This is a genomic window from Vibrio sp. 10N.261.55.A10 (assembly GCF_041470825.1).
GTDB classification, from domain to species: Bacteria; Pseudomonadota; Gammaproteobacteria; order Enterobacterales; family Vibrionaceae; genus Vibrio; species Vibrio crassostreae_C.
This window is the reverse complement of the sequence record NZ_JBFRNC010000032.1, coordinates 73,716-92,158: the sequence shown is the minus strand read 5'-3', so window position 1 is coordinate 92,158 and position 18,443 is coordinate 73,716. Positions and strand designations below refer to the sequence as shown.

General features: G+C 46.0%; 17 protein-coding genes and 1 pseudogene. All 18 read right to left on the bottom strand.

Translation table 11 applies throughout. The annotated features are described in order from the left end of the window. Window positions 1–2 precede the first annotated feature (2 nt). The 18 genes and pseudogenes from secD to phhA all read right to left on the bottom strand — a co-directional run bounded on the left by secD (window position 3) and on the right by phhA (window position 18,308). Window positions 3–1,802: a protein translocase subunit SecD gene (gene secD, locus AB4274_RS11125; protein WP_372112049.1), complete on the bottom strand. Its 1,800-nt coding sequence runs from the start codon at window positions 1,800–1,802 to the stop codon at window positions 3–5. 173 nt (window positions 1,803–1,975) lie between these two features. Next, a complete protein-coding gene (locus AB4274_RS11120) occupies window positions 1,976–2,440 on the bottom strand; it encodes a hypothetical protein (RefSeq protein WP_017072340.1) in 465 nt (154 codons plus the stop codon). 278 nt (window positions 2,441–2,718) lie between these two features. Then, the gene (locus tag AB4274_RS11115) at window positions 2,719–5,487 is read right to left on the bottom strand and encodes a M16 family metallopeptidase (protein ID WP_372112047.1); all 2,769 of its coding nucleotides are present in this window, start codon (window positions 5,485–5,487) and stop codon (window positions 2,719–2,721) included. Window positions 5,488–5,726: 239 nt separating this feature from the next. Then, complete coding sequence (locus tag AB4274_RS11110) at window positions 5,727–6,557, bottom strand: LytTR family DNA-binding domain-containing protein (protein WP_136977938.1); 831 nt, start codon at window positions 6,555–6,557, stop codon at window positions 5,727–5,729. A gap of 72 nt (window positions 6,558–6,629) precedes the next feature. After that, the gene (locus AB4274_RS11105) at window positions 6,630–7,664 is read right to left on the bottom strand and encodes a sensor histidine kinase (RefSeq protein ID WP_136977939.1); all 1,035 of its coding nucleotides are present in this window, start codon (window positions 7,662–7,664) and stop codon (window positions 6,630–6,632) included. After that, the gene (locus AB4274_RS11100) at window positions 7,664–8,956 is read right to left on the bottom strand and encodes a hypothetical protein (RefSeq protein ID WP_136977940.1); all 1,293 of its coding nucleotides are present in this window, start codon (window positions 8,954–8,956) and stop codon (window positions 7,664–7,666) included. The genes AB4274_RS11105 and AB4274_RS11100 overlap by 1 nt, the downstream gene beginning before the upstream one ends. Window positions 8,957–8,965: 9 nt before the next feature. After that, window positions 8,966–9,748 (bottom strand): outer membrane lipoprotein-sorting protein, encoded by a 783-nt coding sequence (locus AB4274_RS11095; protein ID WP_372112044.1) that lies wholly within the window; start codon window positions 9,746–9,748, stop codon window positions 8,966–8,968. Next, complete coding sequence (locus AB4274_RS11090; RefSeq protein ID WP_372112042.1) at window positions 9,741–11,039, bottom strand: ABC transporter permease; 1,299 nt, start codon at window positions 11,037–11,039, stop codon at window positions 9,741–9,743. The genes AB4274_RS11095 and AB4274_RS11090 overlap by 8 nt, the downstream gene beginning before the upstream one ends. After that, on the bottom strand, window positions 11,027–11,725 hold the full coding sequence (locus tag AB4274_RS11085; protein ID WP_372073623.1) for an ABC transporter ATP-binding protein: 699 nt from the start codon (window positions 11,723–11,725) through the stop codon (window positions 11,027–11,029). The genes AB4274_RS11090 and AB4274_RS11085 overlap by 13 nt, the downstream gene beginning before the upstream one ends. Window positions 11,726–11,791: 66 nt before the next feature. Continuing rightward, window positions 11,792–12,472, bottom strand: a complete 681-nt coding sequence (locus AB4274_RS11080; RefSeq protein WP_372112040.1) for a hypothetical protein — start codon at window positions 12,470–12,472, stop codon at window positions 11,792–11,794. Between the two features lie 454 nt (window positions 12,473–12,926). Beyond that, window positions 12,927–13,802, bottom strand: a complete 876-nt coding sequence (locus tag AB4274_RS11075) for an NAD(P)-dependent oxidoreductase (protein WP_017070192.1) — start codon at window positions 13,800–13,802, stop codon at window positions 12,927–12,929. 12 nt (window positions 13,803–13,814) lie between these two features. After that, window positions 13,815–13,979: pseudogene (locus AB4274_RS11070) on the bottom strand (LysR family transcriptional regulator); the annotation flags it as partial. A 161-nt stretch (window positions 13,980–14,140) separates the two neighbouring features. Beyond that, the gene (locus AB4274_RS11065) at window positions 14,141–14,857 is read right to left on the bottom strand and encodes a YebC/PmpR family DNA-binding transcriptional regulator (RefSeq protein ID WP_017057670.1); all 717 of its coding nucleotides are present in this window, start codon (window positions 14,855–14,857) and stop codon (window positions 14,141–14,143) included. A 96-nt stretch (window positions 14,858–14,953) separates the two neighbouring features. Next, the gene (locus AB4274_RS11060; protein WP_004732615.1) at window positions 14,954–15,163 is read right to left on the bottom strand and encodes a DUF3283 family protein; all 210 of its coding nucleotides are present in this window, start codon (window positions 15,161–15,163) and stop codon (window positions 14,954–14,956) included. A gap of 250 nt (window positions 15,164–15,413) precedes the next feature. After that, window positions 15,414–15,764 (bottom strand): hypothetical protein, encoded by a 351-nt coding sequence (locus AB4274_RS11055; RefSeq protein ID WP_229647570.1) that lies wholly within the window; start codon window positions 15,762–15,764, stop codon window positions 15,414–15,416. Window positions 15,765–15,943: 179 nt separating this feature from the next. Then, window positions 15,944–17,044: a Fic family protein gene (locus AB4274_RS11050; RefSeq protein WP_372112038.1), complete on the bottom strand. Its 1,101-nt coding sequence runs from the start codon at window positions 17,042–17,044 to the stop codon at window positions 15,944–15,946. Window positions 17,045–17,185: 141 nt separating this feature from the next. Beyond that, window positions 17,186–17,524, bottom strand: a complete 339-nt coding sequence (locus AB4274_RS11045) for a 4a-hydroxytetrahydrobiopterin dehydratase (RefSeq protein WP_017065112.1) — start codon at window positions 17,522–17,524, stop codon at window positions 17,186–17,188. Further along, window positions 17,514–18,308, bottom strand: a complete 795-nt coding sequence (phhA, locus tag AB4274_RS11040; RefSeq protein WP_017065113.1) for a phenylalanine 4-monooxygenase — start codon at window positions 18,306–18,308, stop codon at window positions 17,514–17,516. Before phhA ends, AB4274_RS11045 begins: the two co-directional genes overlap by 11 nt. Window positions 18,309–18,443 lie beyond the last annotated feature (135 nt).

The window sequence follows — 18,443 nt, the reverse complement described above, 5'->3', positions numbered from 1 at the left end:
GCTTAAATCCTTACATCGTGGCGTTGGTCACGCCCCCAAACCAAATTGATGATCGCTCGTGAAGCAAAAATGCCCGTGAACATACTGGTTAGAAGACCTAAGCCTAGAGTCAGAGCGAAGCCCTGAATCGGTCCATTACCGATTGTGTATAGAGCCACAGCAACGATCATGGTGGTGACGTTAGCATCGAAAATTGACGAGAATGCGCTATCGAAACCACGATCGATAGAGCTAGCAAAGCTGCGCCCTTCTTTCATCTTGTCTCGAATACGCTCGAAGATAAGCACGTTAGTGTCTACCGCCATACCGACGGTCAGTACCAAGCCCGCAATACCCGGCAGAGTTAACACCGCACCCGGTAGCAAGGCAATCAAACCAAACAACGTGGTCATGTTAACCACCAATGCACAGTTCGCGACCCAACCAAGGCGGCGGTACCATAGCGCCATAAACGTGAGAGTCAGACCAAGGCCAAGAGCCAAAGCAGCAAAGCCATTCGTTACGTTTTCAGCACCCAGAGATGGGCCAATAGTACGCTCTTCAATGATGGTAACAGGCGCTGTTAATGAACCGGCACGTAGCAATAGAGCAAGCTCTTGTGCTTCTGCCATGCTGCCTGCACCAGTGATTCTGAAGCGGCTACCCAGTTGAGATTGGATGTTCGCCACACTGATTACTTCGCTGGTTTTTTCGCTGTTACCGGCTCTGTCACGGCTGTATTCGCTGTAAACGGTCGCCATTGGCTTGCCGATGTTATGGCGAGAAAACTCAGACATTTTCTTACCACCAGAAGAATCCAACGTGATGTTTACTTCTGCACTGCCCATCTCACCAATGCCACTACGCGCATCGATAATGTGTTCACCGCTCAGCACTGCTTTGCGAGCAACCACGACACGATTACCATCTGAATCTTTCAGAGTTTGAGTATTGCGCGTTGCGTTGTCGTACACAGAGTAGAACGCTAATGAAGCCGTAGCACCAATCACGTCTTTCGCAGCTGCAGGGTCTTGTACACCCGGTAATTCGATACGGATACGGCTTTCTCCTTGGCGTTGAATCGATGCCTCAGTGATGCCTAGCTCTTCAATACGGCTGCGCATGATCTGTAGGTTTTGTTGAACCGTTAGGTTGCGTAGCGTTCTTTGCTCTTCTTCAGACTGAGTTAACGTTAGCGACTTGTCTGAGCGGTTACGTAGCCATTGTGGGAACTCTTGACGAATCAGCTTCTGGGCTTTTTCGAAATCGGCGTCGGTACGGAAATCAAACTGAACTTGGTTGTTCACCACTTTACCGCGGGCATAACGCACCTGACTGGTCACCTCGTCGACCATCGCTTGAGCTTGCGCGTGATAAACAGGCTCCATATCCACTTCTAATAAGAACTGCACACCACCACGTAAATCAAGGCCTAACTGAATCGGCGCAAAGCCCATGTCAGTTAGCCATTTAGGTGCTGCTGGTTCCATCGCTAGCGCAACCGTCGCGTTATCCAATAGGCGCTCATTCAGCACCTCTTTGGCTTTCGCTTGTTGTTCAGCGTCTTCTAAGATCACGACTAAACGTTTGTCTTTTTGAAATGCCGATTTAGCTTGGATGCCTTCGCTCGCAAGGTATTGGGTAATTTGACTCGCATCGATGGTCTGTTCAGAACGGTTGTTAATTTGAACCGACGCATTCTCGCCATACCAAGAAGGTAAAGCACTCAGAACCATGATGATGATAGTGGCGATAAGCACCACGTATTTCCACTTTGAGTAGTGGTTTATTTGTTTTCTTTGAATGCGTTTTTTCACAGTCAAGATCTCTTCTTTGAACTAATATTTTGCGAACACGAGCAATGGCTAATCGCAACCAGAACAAGCTGATTGAAAGATAGTGATGCTAAAGCTGATGACGCTATGTTTGTTTTGGTTAATTGGCGAGTTCAACGGGCACAATTGACCATCGATAAGACCAATTTAGGGTCAAACGATTAGCTAAGAAGTTCTCGGAAATGCGAGTATTGGATGTTGCCCTCTTTCCACCCAGAAAGCCGGGAGGACGGAGAACTCACAATACTGGTCCAGTGCAGCTTGGAATCCAACAACGGCGTGTTGAAGAGCAGGGAAGCCAGTATTGAGGGGGGAGAGAAGTCAATCAGTAGATGATAAGCAGGCTCAAGATCGGCCACGCTTTCTTGCTCGTTACTGAGCATACGTCTGAAGTTTGCTGCTTGAAGGCTTGATTCGGTGTCGTGATAGTTAGAACTGTCACCAGAAGGCACGGTGCCAAACTGAGCCTTATCGCACTCTAAGTAGCTCGACGGATTATCCGTATCAGCTTGTTTACAAAGATCATTCTGTGAAGATTGCTCTTGAGCCGAGTATATTTGAAATGGCTTAGAAGGAAACGAATAGCCGTTAGAATTCACTAAGCCAAAGCTCAGTAAAAACAACATTAAGACTAATCGGGTACCCAGTTTAAGCAATCTAATATCCAAACAACATTCTCGTAGATCGTCAATCTACAATACAAATGAAACGCTGTCTTGATTTAAAACATTTTTTTAGAAAATGATACGATGCAACCGATTAAGCGATCTCAAAATTTAGATTTACATAGATCTAAAACGGCTTAACAACAGGTGAGGCATAGACGTTATGAATGGTGGGAAAACAAGAAAGCCAAGCGGTGCTCGCTTGGCTTTGAGTTGTCTCTTTCTGTTGGTTTCAAGCTTTAGGCTTTAGGACGCATGATGTTCTTAACCTTACGGCTATCTTCACCAAAGATGCGTTGGACAAGTTGATTCATGTCTTCCGCAGTAATCGACCTCGCCACTAGCTCAACTTGAGACAAAGCTTCGATATCGTAACCATGAAGTAAATAACGAGACAGGTACCATGCTTGGTCAATAGAGCTCATCTCGAGAGGCGTGAAGTCCGCTTCAAACTGTTTCACGACTGCGTGCATTTCCTTTTCAGAGACGCCTTGTAAAAGGTCTGCAATCACTTTATCGATCGCCACTTCGACTTGGTCAACGTTCTCCGGCGCTACCATCGCCCCGATAACCCACTCACCACTCAGCTCACTATCTGCGGATGATGAATACGTATATGGCGAGTAATCTAAGCTCAACTCTTCACGAATATAGGTATCTAAACGAGTCGCCAGCAAGTGCTGCAGCAAGTCTTCCATGAAAACATCTTTTGCCGACATTTTAACTTCAACGCTAGGCTCAGAGATAACTCGTAGGATGTACTCTGCACTATTCACATTGTTGATCGCTAAATCAATGCGTGATTCAGATGGCTGCTTGTAAGCCACCTTAAATTCAGGAACCTCAGCTTTTTCTAATGGAATCGAAGCCAAGTATTGCTCAACCAAAGGCTTTAATTCACTTGGGTCGATGTCACCCACGATCACCAATTGGTTATGCCTCATTTGACCAAACAATTGCTGATGAAGATTAGCGACGTCTTCCACAGAAACCGCTTCAACACGTTCTTTATCAACAAAGAGGTGGCCACTGTCTTGACGATAGATATTCTGGTTTCTTGCGCGCTCAAACTGACCGACAGGGCTGCTCAAGAAAGATTCTTGACCTTGTACAAACTCCTGTTTCACTGCCTCTAACTGCTCGGGAACAATTTTAGGCGCAGTTATGAAGGTATAAAGCGCAGCAAACGTATCTTTAAGTCCGTCTTTATTGATATTAAATTCAATACCATGACGAGTATTACCAATGAAAGAATCGGCGCTAATATTTTCACGATCAAAGTACGCTAAAAGCTCAGAGCCCGTAAACTCACCGACACCACTTCGAGCGAAGGTAGGTAACGCAACCTCAACAGCTGGGTACAAGCTCGGATCCAAAGCGGCTTTTCCGCCGAGGCTCATGTACATCACCCCAACATCATCACCTGCCTCATAATCACGCAGGTACCACATGTCGATGCCATTGCTTAACGTCCACTTTTGGATGTATGGGTCAATAGACATTTGTTCAGCAAGTACAACCTCGCCTTGCGAGCTAGGTACAGCAAAAGCGCTGGCTGTTCCAATCGCAAGCGGCGCAACTCCCGCCTCGCTATACGTGGCTTTTAAACTATCGAGAGAGTTGATGATCGCGGTTCTGTCTTCGGAGTCATCCATCCCAATAACAATAAAGTAATCATCAGAAAGTAGATTCTTGATGTTGTCGTTAATCACTTCAAGGCTCAAGTTAGCGATGAAAGCTTCCAAGCTTGCTTGATAATCTTTCTGTGATTGGACTATTCGATCATTGACTAACGCACTCACTTTGTAATTCGCGTGTTCAACACTGTCCATTTTATCCCAGTTATGCTCGATGTTATCCAGCAAGTCTTGGTAGTAGTACAGTTCGCCAGCAATATCCGTTTCCGAAACACCAAAATCACGCAATGATGCCAATGTAGAAAGCAGATCTTGTTGGATAACTTCACGGTCTCCAGCCGGAAACCCAACACTTATTGACGAATAGTAAAAAGCGCCCATTCGATAACTATCAGATGCAATCCATTGAGTCGGGAACGCGGCATCATTGAACACCGCTTCTAATCGTCGTTGAATCAATTGCTGAGCGGTTTCATCTAACCTGCGTTGATTCTGCTGAGCATGATTTTCAACTATATTTGAACCGCGGTTAAACGTCAGAGTGATGCTTGGCGCTTCTCTTCCTGCGTACTCAACATAATCATCTTCATTGAATGAGGTCGTTTTCTGTTTCTCTGGTCTCGGCGTATCGCCACGCTCCCAGCTAGAAAACTTTTCTTCAATAAGTGGAATCACAGTTTTGATGTCCACATCACCAGAAACGACCAGCTCAACTATTTGAGGTTGATACCAAGTCTGATAAAAGTTGGTGATGCCTTGAGGAGTAGCATTCACGATCGACGATTTAGTCCCTAATGCATCTTGCGATTCGTACGGGCCGCCTTCAACGAAGTAATCATAATATATATCTCCGAATGACTTATCATCGAGGCGAGCCATACGGAACTCACCAAGAACCACGCCTTTTTCTTTTTCGACTTCTGAACTTGATAGATCCAGGCCATCACCAATGTCACGCATCCACGTCAAAGCAGACTGCAATTGGATGTTATCTGGCAAATCTAACTGGTAGACCGTCTCTTCATAAGAAGTGTAGGCATTAATATCAGCACCAAAGCTAGCGCCTGCGTCTTCGAATAGACGAATCACATCGTTCTGAGAGAAGTTTTTACTGCCATTGAATGCCATGTGTTCCAAGAAGTGCGCGTAGCCTTCTTGTTGAGAAGTCTCTTGAATCGAACCGGCGTGCACGACTAAACGAACAGATACGGATTCTTCATGATCTGGATAAACATGATAAGTAAGGCCATTTTCTAGTTGGCCTGAAGTCCATGCCGGATCCGGCTGGATTGGCGTTTCGGTAGTTTTTGATGTTGAGCTACAGCCAACTAAGGTGAGGCATAGAGCCGTCGCTAAATAATATGTTTTCATAACAACCTCTTAATGTCATTCATCGACAATATACAGATTGAGCTAACGATTATTATTTAATATTGAACCTGATGAGTATCTTTGTGATCTAGATCTTTATTTTATAAACCACCAATCGTTATGTAAGATCGCTGTGCTCATTTAAATAGGCATTTAGATAAGAGCCTATTAAATCGATTTTAGACTCGCTAACTACATCTATTTAAAATCAATAAGCTACATAAATTTCAGCCAGTTCTCTACATACCCTTAAACAACGCTTGCGAGGCACGGCTGATCGGTAGCTTTTCCCCTGACACATACGCCGACATCTGACCTGAGAGCCCTTTCTTCACCTTATCAATGGCCGACACTTTAACCACCACCGAGCGATGGATCTGCCAAAACTCATCAGGATTGAGTTGCGCTATCAACTCTTTTAGTGACACGCGAAGAATATACTCCTCTAGCGATCCCCCTTGACCCTTCTTAAATATAGACACGTACTTGTCTTCTGCTTTGAAGTAAGCGACATCATCGACGGCGATTAGGTGAATGTCTTCTCCGACACTGGCTTTGAGCCACGTGAGATACTGGTGCTTGTTTTGTTGGGAAGACGATTGTGATAGCTGTTGAAGCTGAGCCATTAACGCTGTGATATCGGGCTGTACTGAGGTGTCACCAGGCTGTTTTTGACGGCTTAACAAACGCGCTTGCACCTTCTGACATGTGGCCAGTAAGCGCTCTTCATTGATTGGCTTCAGCAGGTAATCCATCGCATTGTGTTCAAAGGCTTTAACTGCGTATTCGTCATAAGCCGTAATAAACACAATCAATGGCGGTGAATCTAGCTTGTTGAGTTGCTTCGCCAGCGAGATTCCATCCAGCTCTGGCATACGAATATCGAGAAAAGCCACGTCGGGCTTAAGCTGCTGAATACTTTGCATCGCCTCCAAACCGTTTTGTGCCTTACTGACGATCTCCAGCTCAGGCCAAACCTCAGCAAGGCTCTTGTCTAAGTGATGCCTTAACAGTGCTTCATCGTCTGCGATAATCGCCGTTACGCTCGGCTGTATTGCTGGGTTATTCATGGTTAGTCCTTTAAATTCACACTGTAAATCGTCTATTTTTCGTCACTGTTCTGTGCTTTCTGGTCTGCAATTCTAGACAACTGCATCAGTCAGCGGTAACAAGATCGTCGACACGACCCCGCCTTCAGCGTGTTCAGTAATCGTTAGGCTCGCCTTATCACCATAAAGGGTTTCGATTCTTTGACGAATATTGCTTAACCCAACACCGTGACCCGTATTCGCAGAAGGCGTTTTCAGCCCTGCGCCATTATCAGCCACTTCAATTTTTAGCTGCTCGGCTTGTTGAGTAATACGAATATTCACTTGGCCACCCGCCGCTTTGGGTTCGATACCGTGCGTAAGTGCATTCTCGACCAAAGGTTGAATCAAGAACGGTGGAATCACCTGCAAATCGCTAATCTCGTGTGTTTCAATCGAGAACGCTAAGCGCTCCCCCAAGCGTATCTTCTGAATATTAAGATAAGCGTCTAACAAGTCGACCTCTTGTGCGATGGTCGATTGCTCGGTGCGGCTGTTTTTCAAAGTCACGCGCAATAAGTCAGTCAGTTTTTCGAGCATCAACTTGGCTTTCGCGCTATCACTCTCAATCAACACATTGATGGTCGCAAGTGTGTTGAACAAGAAGTGCGGTTCAATTTGGCTTTGCAGTTGCTTAAGCTGACTCAGCACCACGACCTTTTCTTGATCGGCCTGACGACGCTTAGCCACTTCCAATTCGTTATCAGCGCGTAGTTGTTGCTCTCGGGTGTAGAAATAGTAATAGCAAACCGAACAGAAGATCACACCGAGCAAGACTACAGATTTAAGGTCCGAGATATTGGCCCCGAAATATCCGTTCAACCAATAGTGCGCGTTCAAGGTACCAAAGGTCATCGCAATCACCATTGAGATCCCGACATCAAACACCTTTGATTTCCTCTTAAACACCTCAACTAAGATAAAAGAAGAACCCACCGCGCTGTAGCCAAAACCAAGGCTTATCGCGAGATTGACCACAAGATCGCCGCCCCAAATCGTTTGAGTGGTGATGGCGATAACGAAACAAAACAGAGTGGTCAGCGTAAAGCTTTTAATCCATGGAAACTTACTGTTTGAAAAAGTGTTCATTAAAATCGTCCTTTGATATTTAAAAGAATCATATGACTATCCGGTAAGTTGGCGTAAGCAGAATCACTTTTACCGCCTAGAAAGCGTGCAGCAAGTTCCAATTCCAACGATGAATCGCCATTATCGAAAGCCTGATAATTGAGCCACTGCGTAGCAATAAAGCCACCGTCTTGTGGAGATAGCATGACATCAAATGTTGGCGTGATATCTTCAAGCCAGCCATGTGTCGAGTCCAAAGACCAGTGAAACATGAGGTTGTGTTGAACCAAATTGGCGTGTTGATAGCCTTGAGCGTAAGAACCAGCCAGTGATGCAGTCATAGGATTAACCGACAAAGACTCGGCACTTTCTATGGCACTTTGCCATTCAGAATTGCTCCAAGCGCGGCTATCAAACCAGTATTCCAAGACCACATTGTGGCCAGTATCATTGGCCCATGTTAATCCGGCTAACGCTTGATAGGCCTCGCCCTGCTCTTCGAGATACACAGGTTTAAGCATGGAATCAGGCTGGCTGTAGCCAAGGCTTTGTCGCTGATAAACCATCGAACCGTGAAACTCCCACGCGAGATTTAATACCGACACCAAGCTCGCCCCAAGTAAGCCATGGCGTACATCATCGTAATAAGCGACCCATTGATATTCGTGGTCGCCAATCAGATTGTAACGACGTAAGCCAACGCCTTGTTGTTGGTTCTGCTTTTCGAACTCATTCACGTCTTGAGAAGTCCATGATGAATCGCTGTAAAGCAGTGTCCACTCGCCCGTCATATCGAACAGTGACGCCGATGCCACACCCGCGCCCTCCTCTGCGACAATGCCTACTGGGTTTTGGCGATAAGGTTTGATGATGTCTAACGGTCGATAGCCATAGCCCACGCCCCAATCCAAACGAACCTTGCCAAGCGTGACATCAAGATAGTGGTCACCGAACGCTGAATTCGACAGCTCGACACCACCTTGCCAAAACAACTCTCGCACAATAAATTCCGATTCAAAGCTCGCGTCTTGGTCTTGAGGAGTATTAGTCAAAATATCATTGGCTTTCACGGCAAACAGGCCAAGCCAATTGCCATATCCAACTTCAAGATCCAACAAACCATTGAGTGACTGACGATTATCAGATGCAAAAGGGCTAAATGGCGACTCTCGCGATTCAACGGCTTCAGCACTCAGTTGCCAGTCCCACGCTAGGCTCAGATCGTCCGCTTGAGTCGTGTTACTCACACAAGACAATGCAAGAAAGCTAGCGATTAAAGGCTTAATGTGGAATCGGCAATTGGAAGCTTTCATGACGCTCACCTACAGCCCAGACACGCTGTTACGCGATAAGTAAGCAGGGTTGTAGTATTTGTCAGCCAAGGCTTGTTCACTCACCTCGCGGTACTCAATCACGGTTTTCTTACTCGGCTGAATCTTATCGAGCAAGGTCATCGACACCACTGTTGGTAATCCATCACGCACGCCTTCAGTAAACCAAGCTTGTTTCGCCAGTTTTCCAGAACGCAGATACAGATCCGCTTTAACTGGGAATGCACGGTCTGCTGTTAACCACAGATCAATCGACTGGTAACTCGCCCCCTTGGTTTTCGCCGCGAGCTTTAAGTGATGGGTATCGAGTGTCTCGCCAGTCGGCATCTCAACTTGTTGCTCGGCAACCCACTCACCTTGGTAATCTTCACTCCACGTCAGCGTTGAAATATCGCCTACCGAGGCTTCACCCAATAGCTTTTGCATCGGTGTAATACGAATTGGTCGACGAGATTTCGGCATCAACAGCCAATAGTTATCTTCAATCATCAGCATCTTTTGACCTGCCTCAACGGCTGATTTAAAGACCACTAATGACTCTCGATTTGGTCTTGTGTAGACGTTGTATTCACGGGTTTTGTCCAGTTGCTCGTCTTGATATAGCGCCACCAGAGACACTACCTTAGAGGCTTGTGCGCTGTTCAAGCGATAGCTATCCGCCTTGGCGATCATCTCTGTGACTTGTTGTGAATCGACTGCCCAGCTTGGTGTCGATGCTAGAACCAAAACCAATACAGAACCTAAAACAGTGAGTGAACGAGTAAATTTATACATAAACCAGCGCCTCCGTGATTGGCTTATTCACGCCTTTGCGAGCAGAAAAATAAGCAGCTAGCAAACATATCGTCAACACACCTAAAGTGGCGTAACCAACTAATTCCAATGAGAAGTAAATGTTGAGTGGGTAACCCTCGGTTCTGCCGGGAGGTGGTGGCATTTGGATATCCACCACCAGCAATAACACCGACACGAAGCCACTCACTAACGCGCCGATCGCGCTGCCAATCACAGCCAACAATCCCGCCTCTTTTAAGAAACCTGCGACGATTTCAGACGGGTAACAGCCTAGTGCCGACAAGGTGCCAATTTCACGAGTACGCTCGGTCACCGACATGGTCATGGTGTTAAACAACGACACAAACACTACCAATGCCATAACTGCGCCCATGATGCCGAAGATCCGGTCGTAAAGATCTTTAACCTTGGTGTAGAAAAACGCGCGATCTTGCCACGGGGTGATCTCGATCTCTGTGCCTTGATCGCTTTGGCTCGCACTATTTCGATCTAAAGCTGTTTGGATACGCTGTTGAACGGTCGAGGTCTTGCTTGTTTCAAATAGAAACACCGACAAGGTACTGACTTTGTCTGACGCTAAAAGCTCTTGGGCAGTGGTGATGTGTACGTATAACTGACGCTTATCCAGCTCAGGCACTCCTGTCGAGTAAATACCCTGCACCTTAAAATCAAAAGCGTTCAATGCGCCGTCACTGGTAGTCGCGAGCAGTGTCACCCAATCGCCAACGGCAACTTTGAGATTACGAGCAAGGTCAGTTCCCAGCATCACTTGTGGCTCTTGGCTGTCGTATCTTGGCGATTTCACATCCGAGAGGGTCTGACCGCTGCGCACATCTAAGAAAGGACCTTTCATGTCGAACTCACGCTCATTGACACCCGTTCCCATAAAAATGGTCGATTTGCTGCCGTTAGAAACCAAGCCGCTAAAATAGACCCTAGGCTGCACACCACGCACGTCGCTGTCGCCAATAATGCTCTTGGTTAGGGCTTGAACATTGTCTAGACCATTACTCAGCGGCATGTCTTCATCTTGCTCAAAATATCCCGGCGTACTCAAAGTAAGATGACCAGTATCGCGCGCGGTCGATTCACGCAGAGATTCATAGGTATAAAGCCCATAACCTCCAGCCGAGGTCAGCGCAAATACGGCAATTGCGATGATCAATACCGAAAGCAGACTACGGCGACCGTTTCTCAATAAATTAAGCCACGCCAAACGCACCGAGGTAGGAAGCAAAAAAGTGCTCATTCTTTGTGTTAACTTGCCCATGAGATTGCCTCCATTGCTGTGGCTTGTAGTGCCAGTTGACCATCGATAAGTTCAATGACTCGGTCACAACGCTGCGCCATTCTTGGGTCATGCGTTGCGACAATAAAGGTGGTGCCCATTTCATGGCCGAGCTCTTTCATAATGTCGATCACAAGGTTGGCGGTGTGACTGTCTAAGCTAGCGGTCGGCTCATCGGCAATGACTAAGCTTGGGTTGTGGATTAGCGCTCTGGCTATCGCGACACGTTGCTGCTGGCCGCCTGAAAGATTGTCTGGGCGATGATGTACATATTCGCCTAGCCCAACACGCTCCAACATCTCTTGTGCTCTGGTCTGCTGTTCTTGTTTCGAACATTGGTTCAACATCAATGGGTAGGCCACGTTCTCAAGTGCTGTCATCACTGGAACCAGATTGAAGCGCTGAAACACAAAACCCAGCGACTGACGACGAAAACGCGCAGCGGCGATTTGCTCAGTCGGATACGGTTGGCCATCAATATTGATCTGTCCTCGATAGTCCATATCCAACAAACCCAAAATATTCAAAAGTGTGCTTTTCCCTGAACCAGAAGGGCCACACAACGCCACCATTTCACCGCGCCGGATATGTCCATCGACCCCGCTTAATGCATCAACACGTTGACCGCCCGTGACATATGCTTTGCAGATATCTTTAAATTCAATCATTCCTTTGTCCTCCGCTGACCCATAATTTTTAAGCGTTCGCAGTTGTTAATGAGCTTTAGTAAACCGCTATTTGGCTTTCGCTATTAGGGCTTTCGCCGTCATTGTCTCGATGTTGCCAGCATCGGTGTTTTCCATCTTTTCAAGCCACACCTGTGCTTGCTCGAAGTCCTCAGCACGAATCGATGCAGTAATGGCGTAACGGTAAATCCACGATGTCGCAGCGAAATGTTGCTGTTGGAAATCATCTTCCGCGAGTAACGCGAGGAACAGGTCATAACCACGATCAAAATGGTTAAACATGCCTGGTAGCGAGGTGTAAGTCACCGCGGCCATTGCGCGAGTTAAGTAAGAATCTGGCAGCCCTTGAACACGAGGTTGCTCATGAATCGGTTGGTCTTCGTCTTTTAGCAGCACCAGTGATTTATCAATGGTTGATAAGCCTCTCTCCACATACTTCATCTTGTTCCAAGGTAAGAACGCATCACGCCCCATCAGGGTTTCTGTGCTTCCTAAATAAACTAAAGTCAGTGGCGTAGCGCCGTCTTGTTGCAGCGTGTCATTAAGGCGTTCATAAGCCACTTCAACCAAGTCTTCATTGCCTTGCGCCGCTTGGTTGTAGATATCGAGCACGTCTGAACTCGGGTTCGCTAAAGCTAACGACGGTGCAAACGAAACAAGAGCAATCAGCAATGAACGCTTAAGCACAGAAGTTGTAGAGCCTGAATTAAATGAGTGTGAAGTAGTCATGATTTCTAATCCCTTTCAAATGTTGACGTTGAAAGGTTAACTAGAATTTGTCGTGCAGTTTTACCAATGCGACGAATGGTAATAATGAGGAGTGAATGGTTGAGCTGGGGCGTGAGTGGGGTCTCAACCTTATAGGAACTAGACGAACACTATTCGCATAATTAGCCATAGTTACCTCCCCCTCAATCTGGGTTCATCAATATCTCTAGATCTTTAGCAGAGGGGGAGAACTTTCATTAGCACTGAACATACATCGACATTTTTAACGATCGATGTTCTATTCCTCCCCTTTCCACGATCAGCAAGAGATCTACATATGAATCAAGGGGAGGCTAGGAGGGGATTTATTTTTTGGATTAACGCACTCGGCAGAGCTCAAACCAAACAAAAATAGCCGCTAATCAGCGGCTATTTTTAATTTTCAAACGAAGCTTTTACTGCTTCTTCGATGCGACTACTTCTTTGTCTCTTCAACCACGGCTTTCATCAATACTGATGTATCCATGCGGCCTTGTCCTTCGGCAGACAGTGCCTTGTAGGCGTTGTTGGTCTTTTCAGTCAGTGGAAGCTGGATGCCTTGGCGCTCAGCTTCATCTAGACAGAAACCTAAGTCTTTGATCATCCAATCAATTGCAAAGCCAAAATCGAACTTGTCTTGTGCCATTGTGGTAGCACGGTTTTCCATCTGCCATGAGCCAGCAGCGCCGTTTTTAAGGCAATCAACCAGAGTTGGGATATCCAAACCTGATTTTTCAGCAAGCACTAAGCCTTCAGATAAGCCATTCAACACTCCTGCAATGCAGATCTGGTTAACCATTTTCGCGCGTTGGCCTTGGCCGACTTTACCCATAAGAACTGACGACTTACCGTAAGCTTCGAACACAGGTTGAAGGTCGTTGAAAAGCGCTTGTTCGCCACCACACATGATGGTTAGCACGCCATTTTCTGCGCCCGCTTGGCCACCAGATACAGGTGCATCCATAAAGCGAATACCGGCTTGCTTCGCTGCCACTTCAAGCTCTTCAGACAGAACTGCAGACGTTGTAGTGTGATCGACAAGAATCGCGTTTGGCTTCATCGCTGCCAATGCGCCTGTTTCGCTGGTTGTCATGCTGCGTACGTCGTCATCGTTGCCCACACAAACCAATACCACGTCAGCTTCCGCTACACATTCAGCCACAGATTCTGCCGCTTTACCTTGGTGTTTATCAGCCCAGTCTAGCGCTTTACTGTGAGTGCGGTTAAATACCGTTACTTCAAAACCGGCTTTGACTAGATGGCCTGCCATTGGGAAACCCATAACGCCTAGCCCGATAAAACTTACTTTCATTTCTTTCTCCTTTTATTTGACCAAACCATCGCTATGAAAAGATCGAACACTCTCAATCAGTGCATCAATAAGCAGGGTCAAAGCCTTTGGCTGATATTTTCTTTCTTTGTACACTAAATACGCTTGGCGATCACCCCGATGATACTCAGGGAGTACTTAAATCAGATTCATGTCGGGATAAGACGAACAATATAATGAAGTTCAGCGATAAATCGCGACCAGAGAACGCTTTGTCAGCCGTACATTATGGAACGATGATCAAGGGAAATCAGGTATAACGTTCATAAAAAAACCGAGCACTAGGCTCGGTTTTTTAATAACTTTTGTTACTGTAAAGATTACAGCTCAGCGTTGTGGTAAACCTGCTGAACGTCATCACAGTCGTCAAGCATGTCTAAGAACTTCTGGAACTTCTCAGAATCTTCTTCAGCTACTGGTGTAGTCGTTTGAGGAACGAAAGTGATTTCCTCAACGTCTAGCGTTAGCTCTGGGAACGCAGTGTTTAGTGCAGTCTTCGTTTTGAAGAACTCAGTCGTTGGAGCGAATACAGTGATTACACCGTCTTCTAGCTCAACGTCAGTCACGTCTACGTCTTCCATCATAAGCGTTTCTAGGATGATCTCGTCATCTTCGCCTTTGAACTGGAATACAGCTTGGTGAGCGAACATGTGAGAAACAGTACCTTCAACACCGATTTTCGCACCAGTCTTAACGAAACATTGGCGAACGTCTTGGAAAGTACGGTTGCCGTTGTCAGTTAGACAGTCAACGATTACGCTTGTGCCACCTGGGCCAAAACCTTCGTAACGAGCTGGTTGGAAGTCTTCACCGCCGCCGCCGTTCGCTTTATCGATCGCTTTGTCGATAACGTGAGCTGGTACTTGGTCTTTCTTCGCTTTAGCAATCAGGTGCTTAAGAGGTAGGTTCATGTCTGGGTCAGAGCTGCCGTTCTTAGCCAGTACGTAAATCTCTTTACCGTATTTAGAATAAACTTTAATTTTTGCGCCTGCAGTTTTCGCCATTGAGGCCTTGCGCACTTCAAAACTTCTTCCCATCGGGATCTTCTCTCTGATTCAATTAACGGTGCAAATTCTAGCAAATTACTGTGTCATTTCAATTCTACAGCACTGCTGGGCAAGGTTTGTCTGCGTTTATGCGACACCCATTACCCGTTTGTATTTTTCTACAGACTGATCAAACCAAGCCTTTTCTTCTGGGTCACCTAGCTTCATTGCTTCTTCAACAATGGCTTCAGGGCCACATTTCGCTTGCTTCAGTTTCCATACAAGAAACGATGCTTGCTTATCCAGTTCGATTTTATTTTTCTCACTGGGTGGAAGGAGTGAAAGGTTGATAGACATTATTAGCCTTCGTCTGTAATACGCTTGGCCGAGAAATATATCATAGAGCAGCCTCATAAAACCAATACTATGAGCAATAGTGGGGGTTGTAGGACGAGAAAGCAGCAAGTCGCTGATGCAGGTCAAGCTAGTTTGGGAAAGTGCGTTTGGCTAAAGAGCCGTGACAAGATAAAAAGTAGAGGGGTAAATGTTATCTTTGTATGGCCAATACTGCTGCATTTCGAGAAAAGCAGCAGCATAACTAACACGCTTACTCTATATTAGTAAAAGCTTGGCAAGGGAGGTCTAAAGGAACTTCAAAAGTGACTCTATGAGCAATGTTTGATTCATCTAAGTTTTTAATACCGCCTCCGATAGAGAAAACTGATAATTTGGCTTTTGCGCTAGCATCAACATCAGTGCTTTCTTTTACTTGGATTGCTATATCAAATTTAATAGTTTGCTTTGGTGGCTTTTCAGGGTGTACATCAAAACCAACATCAATAAACGTTGCATGAGGATTAACAGTGCCACCTAACGAAGAAACCTCTTGAGCAGCATCATTCACGCCTTTTACTATCTGTACTAACGTCTCTTTAATATACTCATCTAACTGCATCATTTAACTCGATTCATCACGCTTATCAAAGTATCATAATACCAATATAGAACTGCAGTTGCATAACATTATTCTTTTGAGATTTATGAGTTTTTGATACTCTAAATTGAAAGCAGAGCAGGGGGATGTGGTCGCTAATAGCTAGGTCAAACTTACCCTGAGATACATCAAAGGCATAGACCCTACTTCGGCAACAGATAGCGGGTGCTTCGTCCGCCAGAACCAGATTTAACTAAGCAGCCATGCTCAATCAAAGCGTTCAAATGACGTGTTGCTGTGGCACTACTCACCTTTGCTACTTTCTGATATTGGCTGGCATTGATACCTTCTGAAAAATCACCATCGAGCATCCTATTCAGCACTTTTACTTGCTCTGCTGTAAGCTTGGTTTGGTCGATGCTGCGCCAATAGTTGGTCTTATATACAGTTTGGTCGACCTCAACGAAAACCCCTGTAAACGTCTCGTCTAACGTATCTAAGAACCACATCAACCATTCGCTAATATCGAGTCCCCCTTTCTGGGTTCGCTCCAATATCTCGTAGTAATGCTTGCGGTTAGCGAGAATTCCCACCGACATCGCATAGAAGCGTACCGACTGCTGCTCGGCCTGTGCTAATGCCAAGTCGGTCAACAATCGAGTAATACGACCATTACCATCATCTAACGGGTGTAAGGTGATAAACCAAAGGTGAGTGATTGCGGCTCGCAATAGAGGATCGAGTGTGGCGTCGGTAAGTGAATCATTAAACCATTTGATAAATGTATCTAGCTCAGCATCAAGAATGTCTCGGCTAGGCGCTTCAAAGTGCACGGTTGGGCGGTCAATTCTTCCTGATACCACTTGCATCGGAGCGTCACCTCGTAGCTGACCTCCAACTACAGGGTTAAACATGGTGTAGCCTTGAGGAAACAGTCTATCGTGCCAATGTAAGATCCTATCAAGCGCTAGTGGCTCTGTTAGGTTCTGCACCGCATCCAACATAATTTCAGCTAGGCCATCGGTTTGTTCTGTCGTTGGAAAAGGTCGATCTTCACTGACACCGAGTTTATTGGCTAAAGAAGACCGGACCGAGAAAGCATTAAGCTTTTCTCCCTCAATCGCACTGGAATGGACTATGTTCGCTAATAAGGTGTCGAGCATGGTTTGGGATTGATCTGCCGACTGTGAGGTAATCTTGCCCAATAGAATGCCCTGATTAAGCCGTACTTCTCTTAACCTCACGCCTATTTTCTGATTATCCCAAACAAAGTTTGGCCAATTATCTTGCTGCCAAATCCACATATTACACCCCATGATGCGAAAGTATCACTTATTCAACTCATACTATGAGCTGTTTAAGGCAATTATTCAACTCACATTATGAGCCGAATAATGAGTTAATCGCATCACAGAGGTTGCAAGAGTAACTCCTAACCTACAAAACTATTCACTCACCGCGAACACATCGCAGCGTGAGGCGCAGATGAAGTCATTTTTGTGCAGGCCTTTGATTGAGTGGCTCCACCAAGTGACGGTGACTTTGCCCCACTCCAATAAGATCGAAGGATGGTGGAACTCTTCTTCTGCCAGTTCTGACACTATGTTGCTGAATGCCCATGCTTGCTTGTAGTTCTTAAACTTGAACACCTTCTCAAGCTGCGGGATGCCGTCTCTTTCGATGATCTGCCAGTCTGACAACTCCAACAGTAAAGATTGTTGTTCATCTTCACTTAGGGCAATCGCGTCGATACTGCAGGCTTCGCATTTTTGTTCATTCAACATGTGTTGGTTCCTTGGGTTCAAAAAGTGGTGGTAGTAACCCCGCATCGATGGCGAGATCAGCTTGCTGTAATAGGTTTTCCTGACTGATTTTAAAGAGCTCAGATAGCTCGTCGATCACGTAATATTTCGGCTGCATGATGTCGATACGATAAGGCGTTCTTAAAACCGTTTGCAGATCGAACCGCTCGCGAACGGCCAAATCCCCTCCCAACGCATACATAGTTTCCGCTGGAGACGAAAGAATGCCACCGCCATAGATTTTCAGTTGTTGGCCTTCTTTTACTAAACCGAACTCAACCGTAAACCAATACAAACGGGCAAGATAAGCGCGCTGTTTAGATGTGGCGGCTTGGCCTAGTTTTCCATAATGCTCAGTGAAAGCCGCGAAATCGGCATTAGTGAGCATGGCACAATGGCCGAAAATTTCATGAAAGAAATCAGGTTCTTGTAAGTAATCGAACTCGTCTCGCGTTCTCAGAAATGTCGCAACTGGGAATTTCTTATTGGCGAGCAAATCAAAGAATCGGTCGAAATCGATCAATGCAGGCACAGGCTGAACTTGCCAACCGGTTGTTTCCATTAGCACTTTATTTATCTCTGGCAGCTGGGGAACTCTGTCTAATGGTAGATCCAGCAAGGTCAAACCGTGCAAATAAGCATCGCATGCGCGGTCATTAATCACGTCCAGTTGCCTTTTCACTAAGTCGTGCCAAATAGCGTCTTCTTCGAGGCTCCACTCAACCCATCCCTCTTGGCTCACGGGCTTAGAATGATATTGAGTCATTACACTCCTCCTTTCGAATGTCTCACTTTAAGCCTATCTCCACTCCTTATAAGCGCCAATTTGCGCGATTTTTCGAAACAAGCGATCGTGTAACATTTTATTTACACAATTCCACCAAGCGCTTATTTTGCTGAA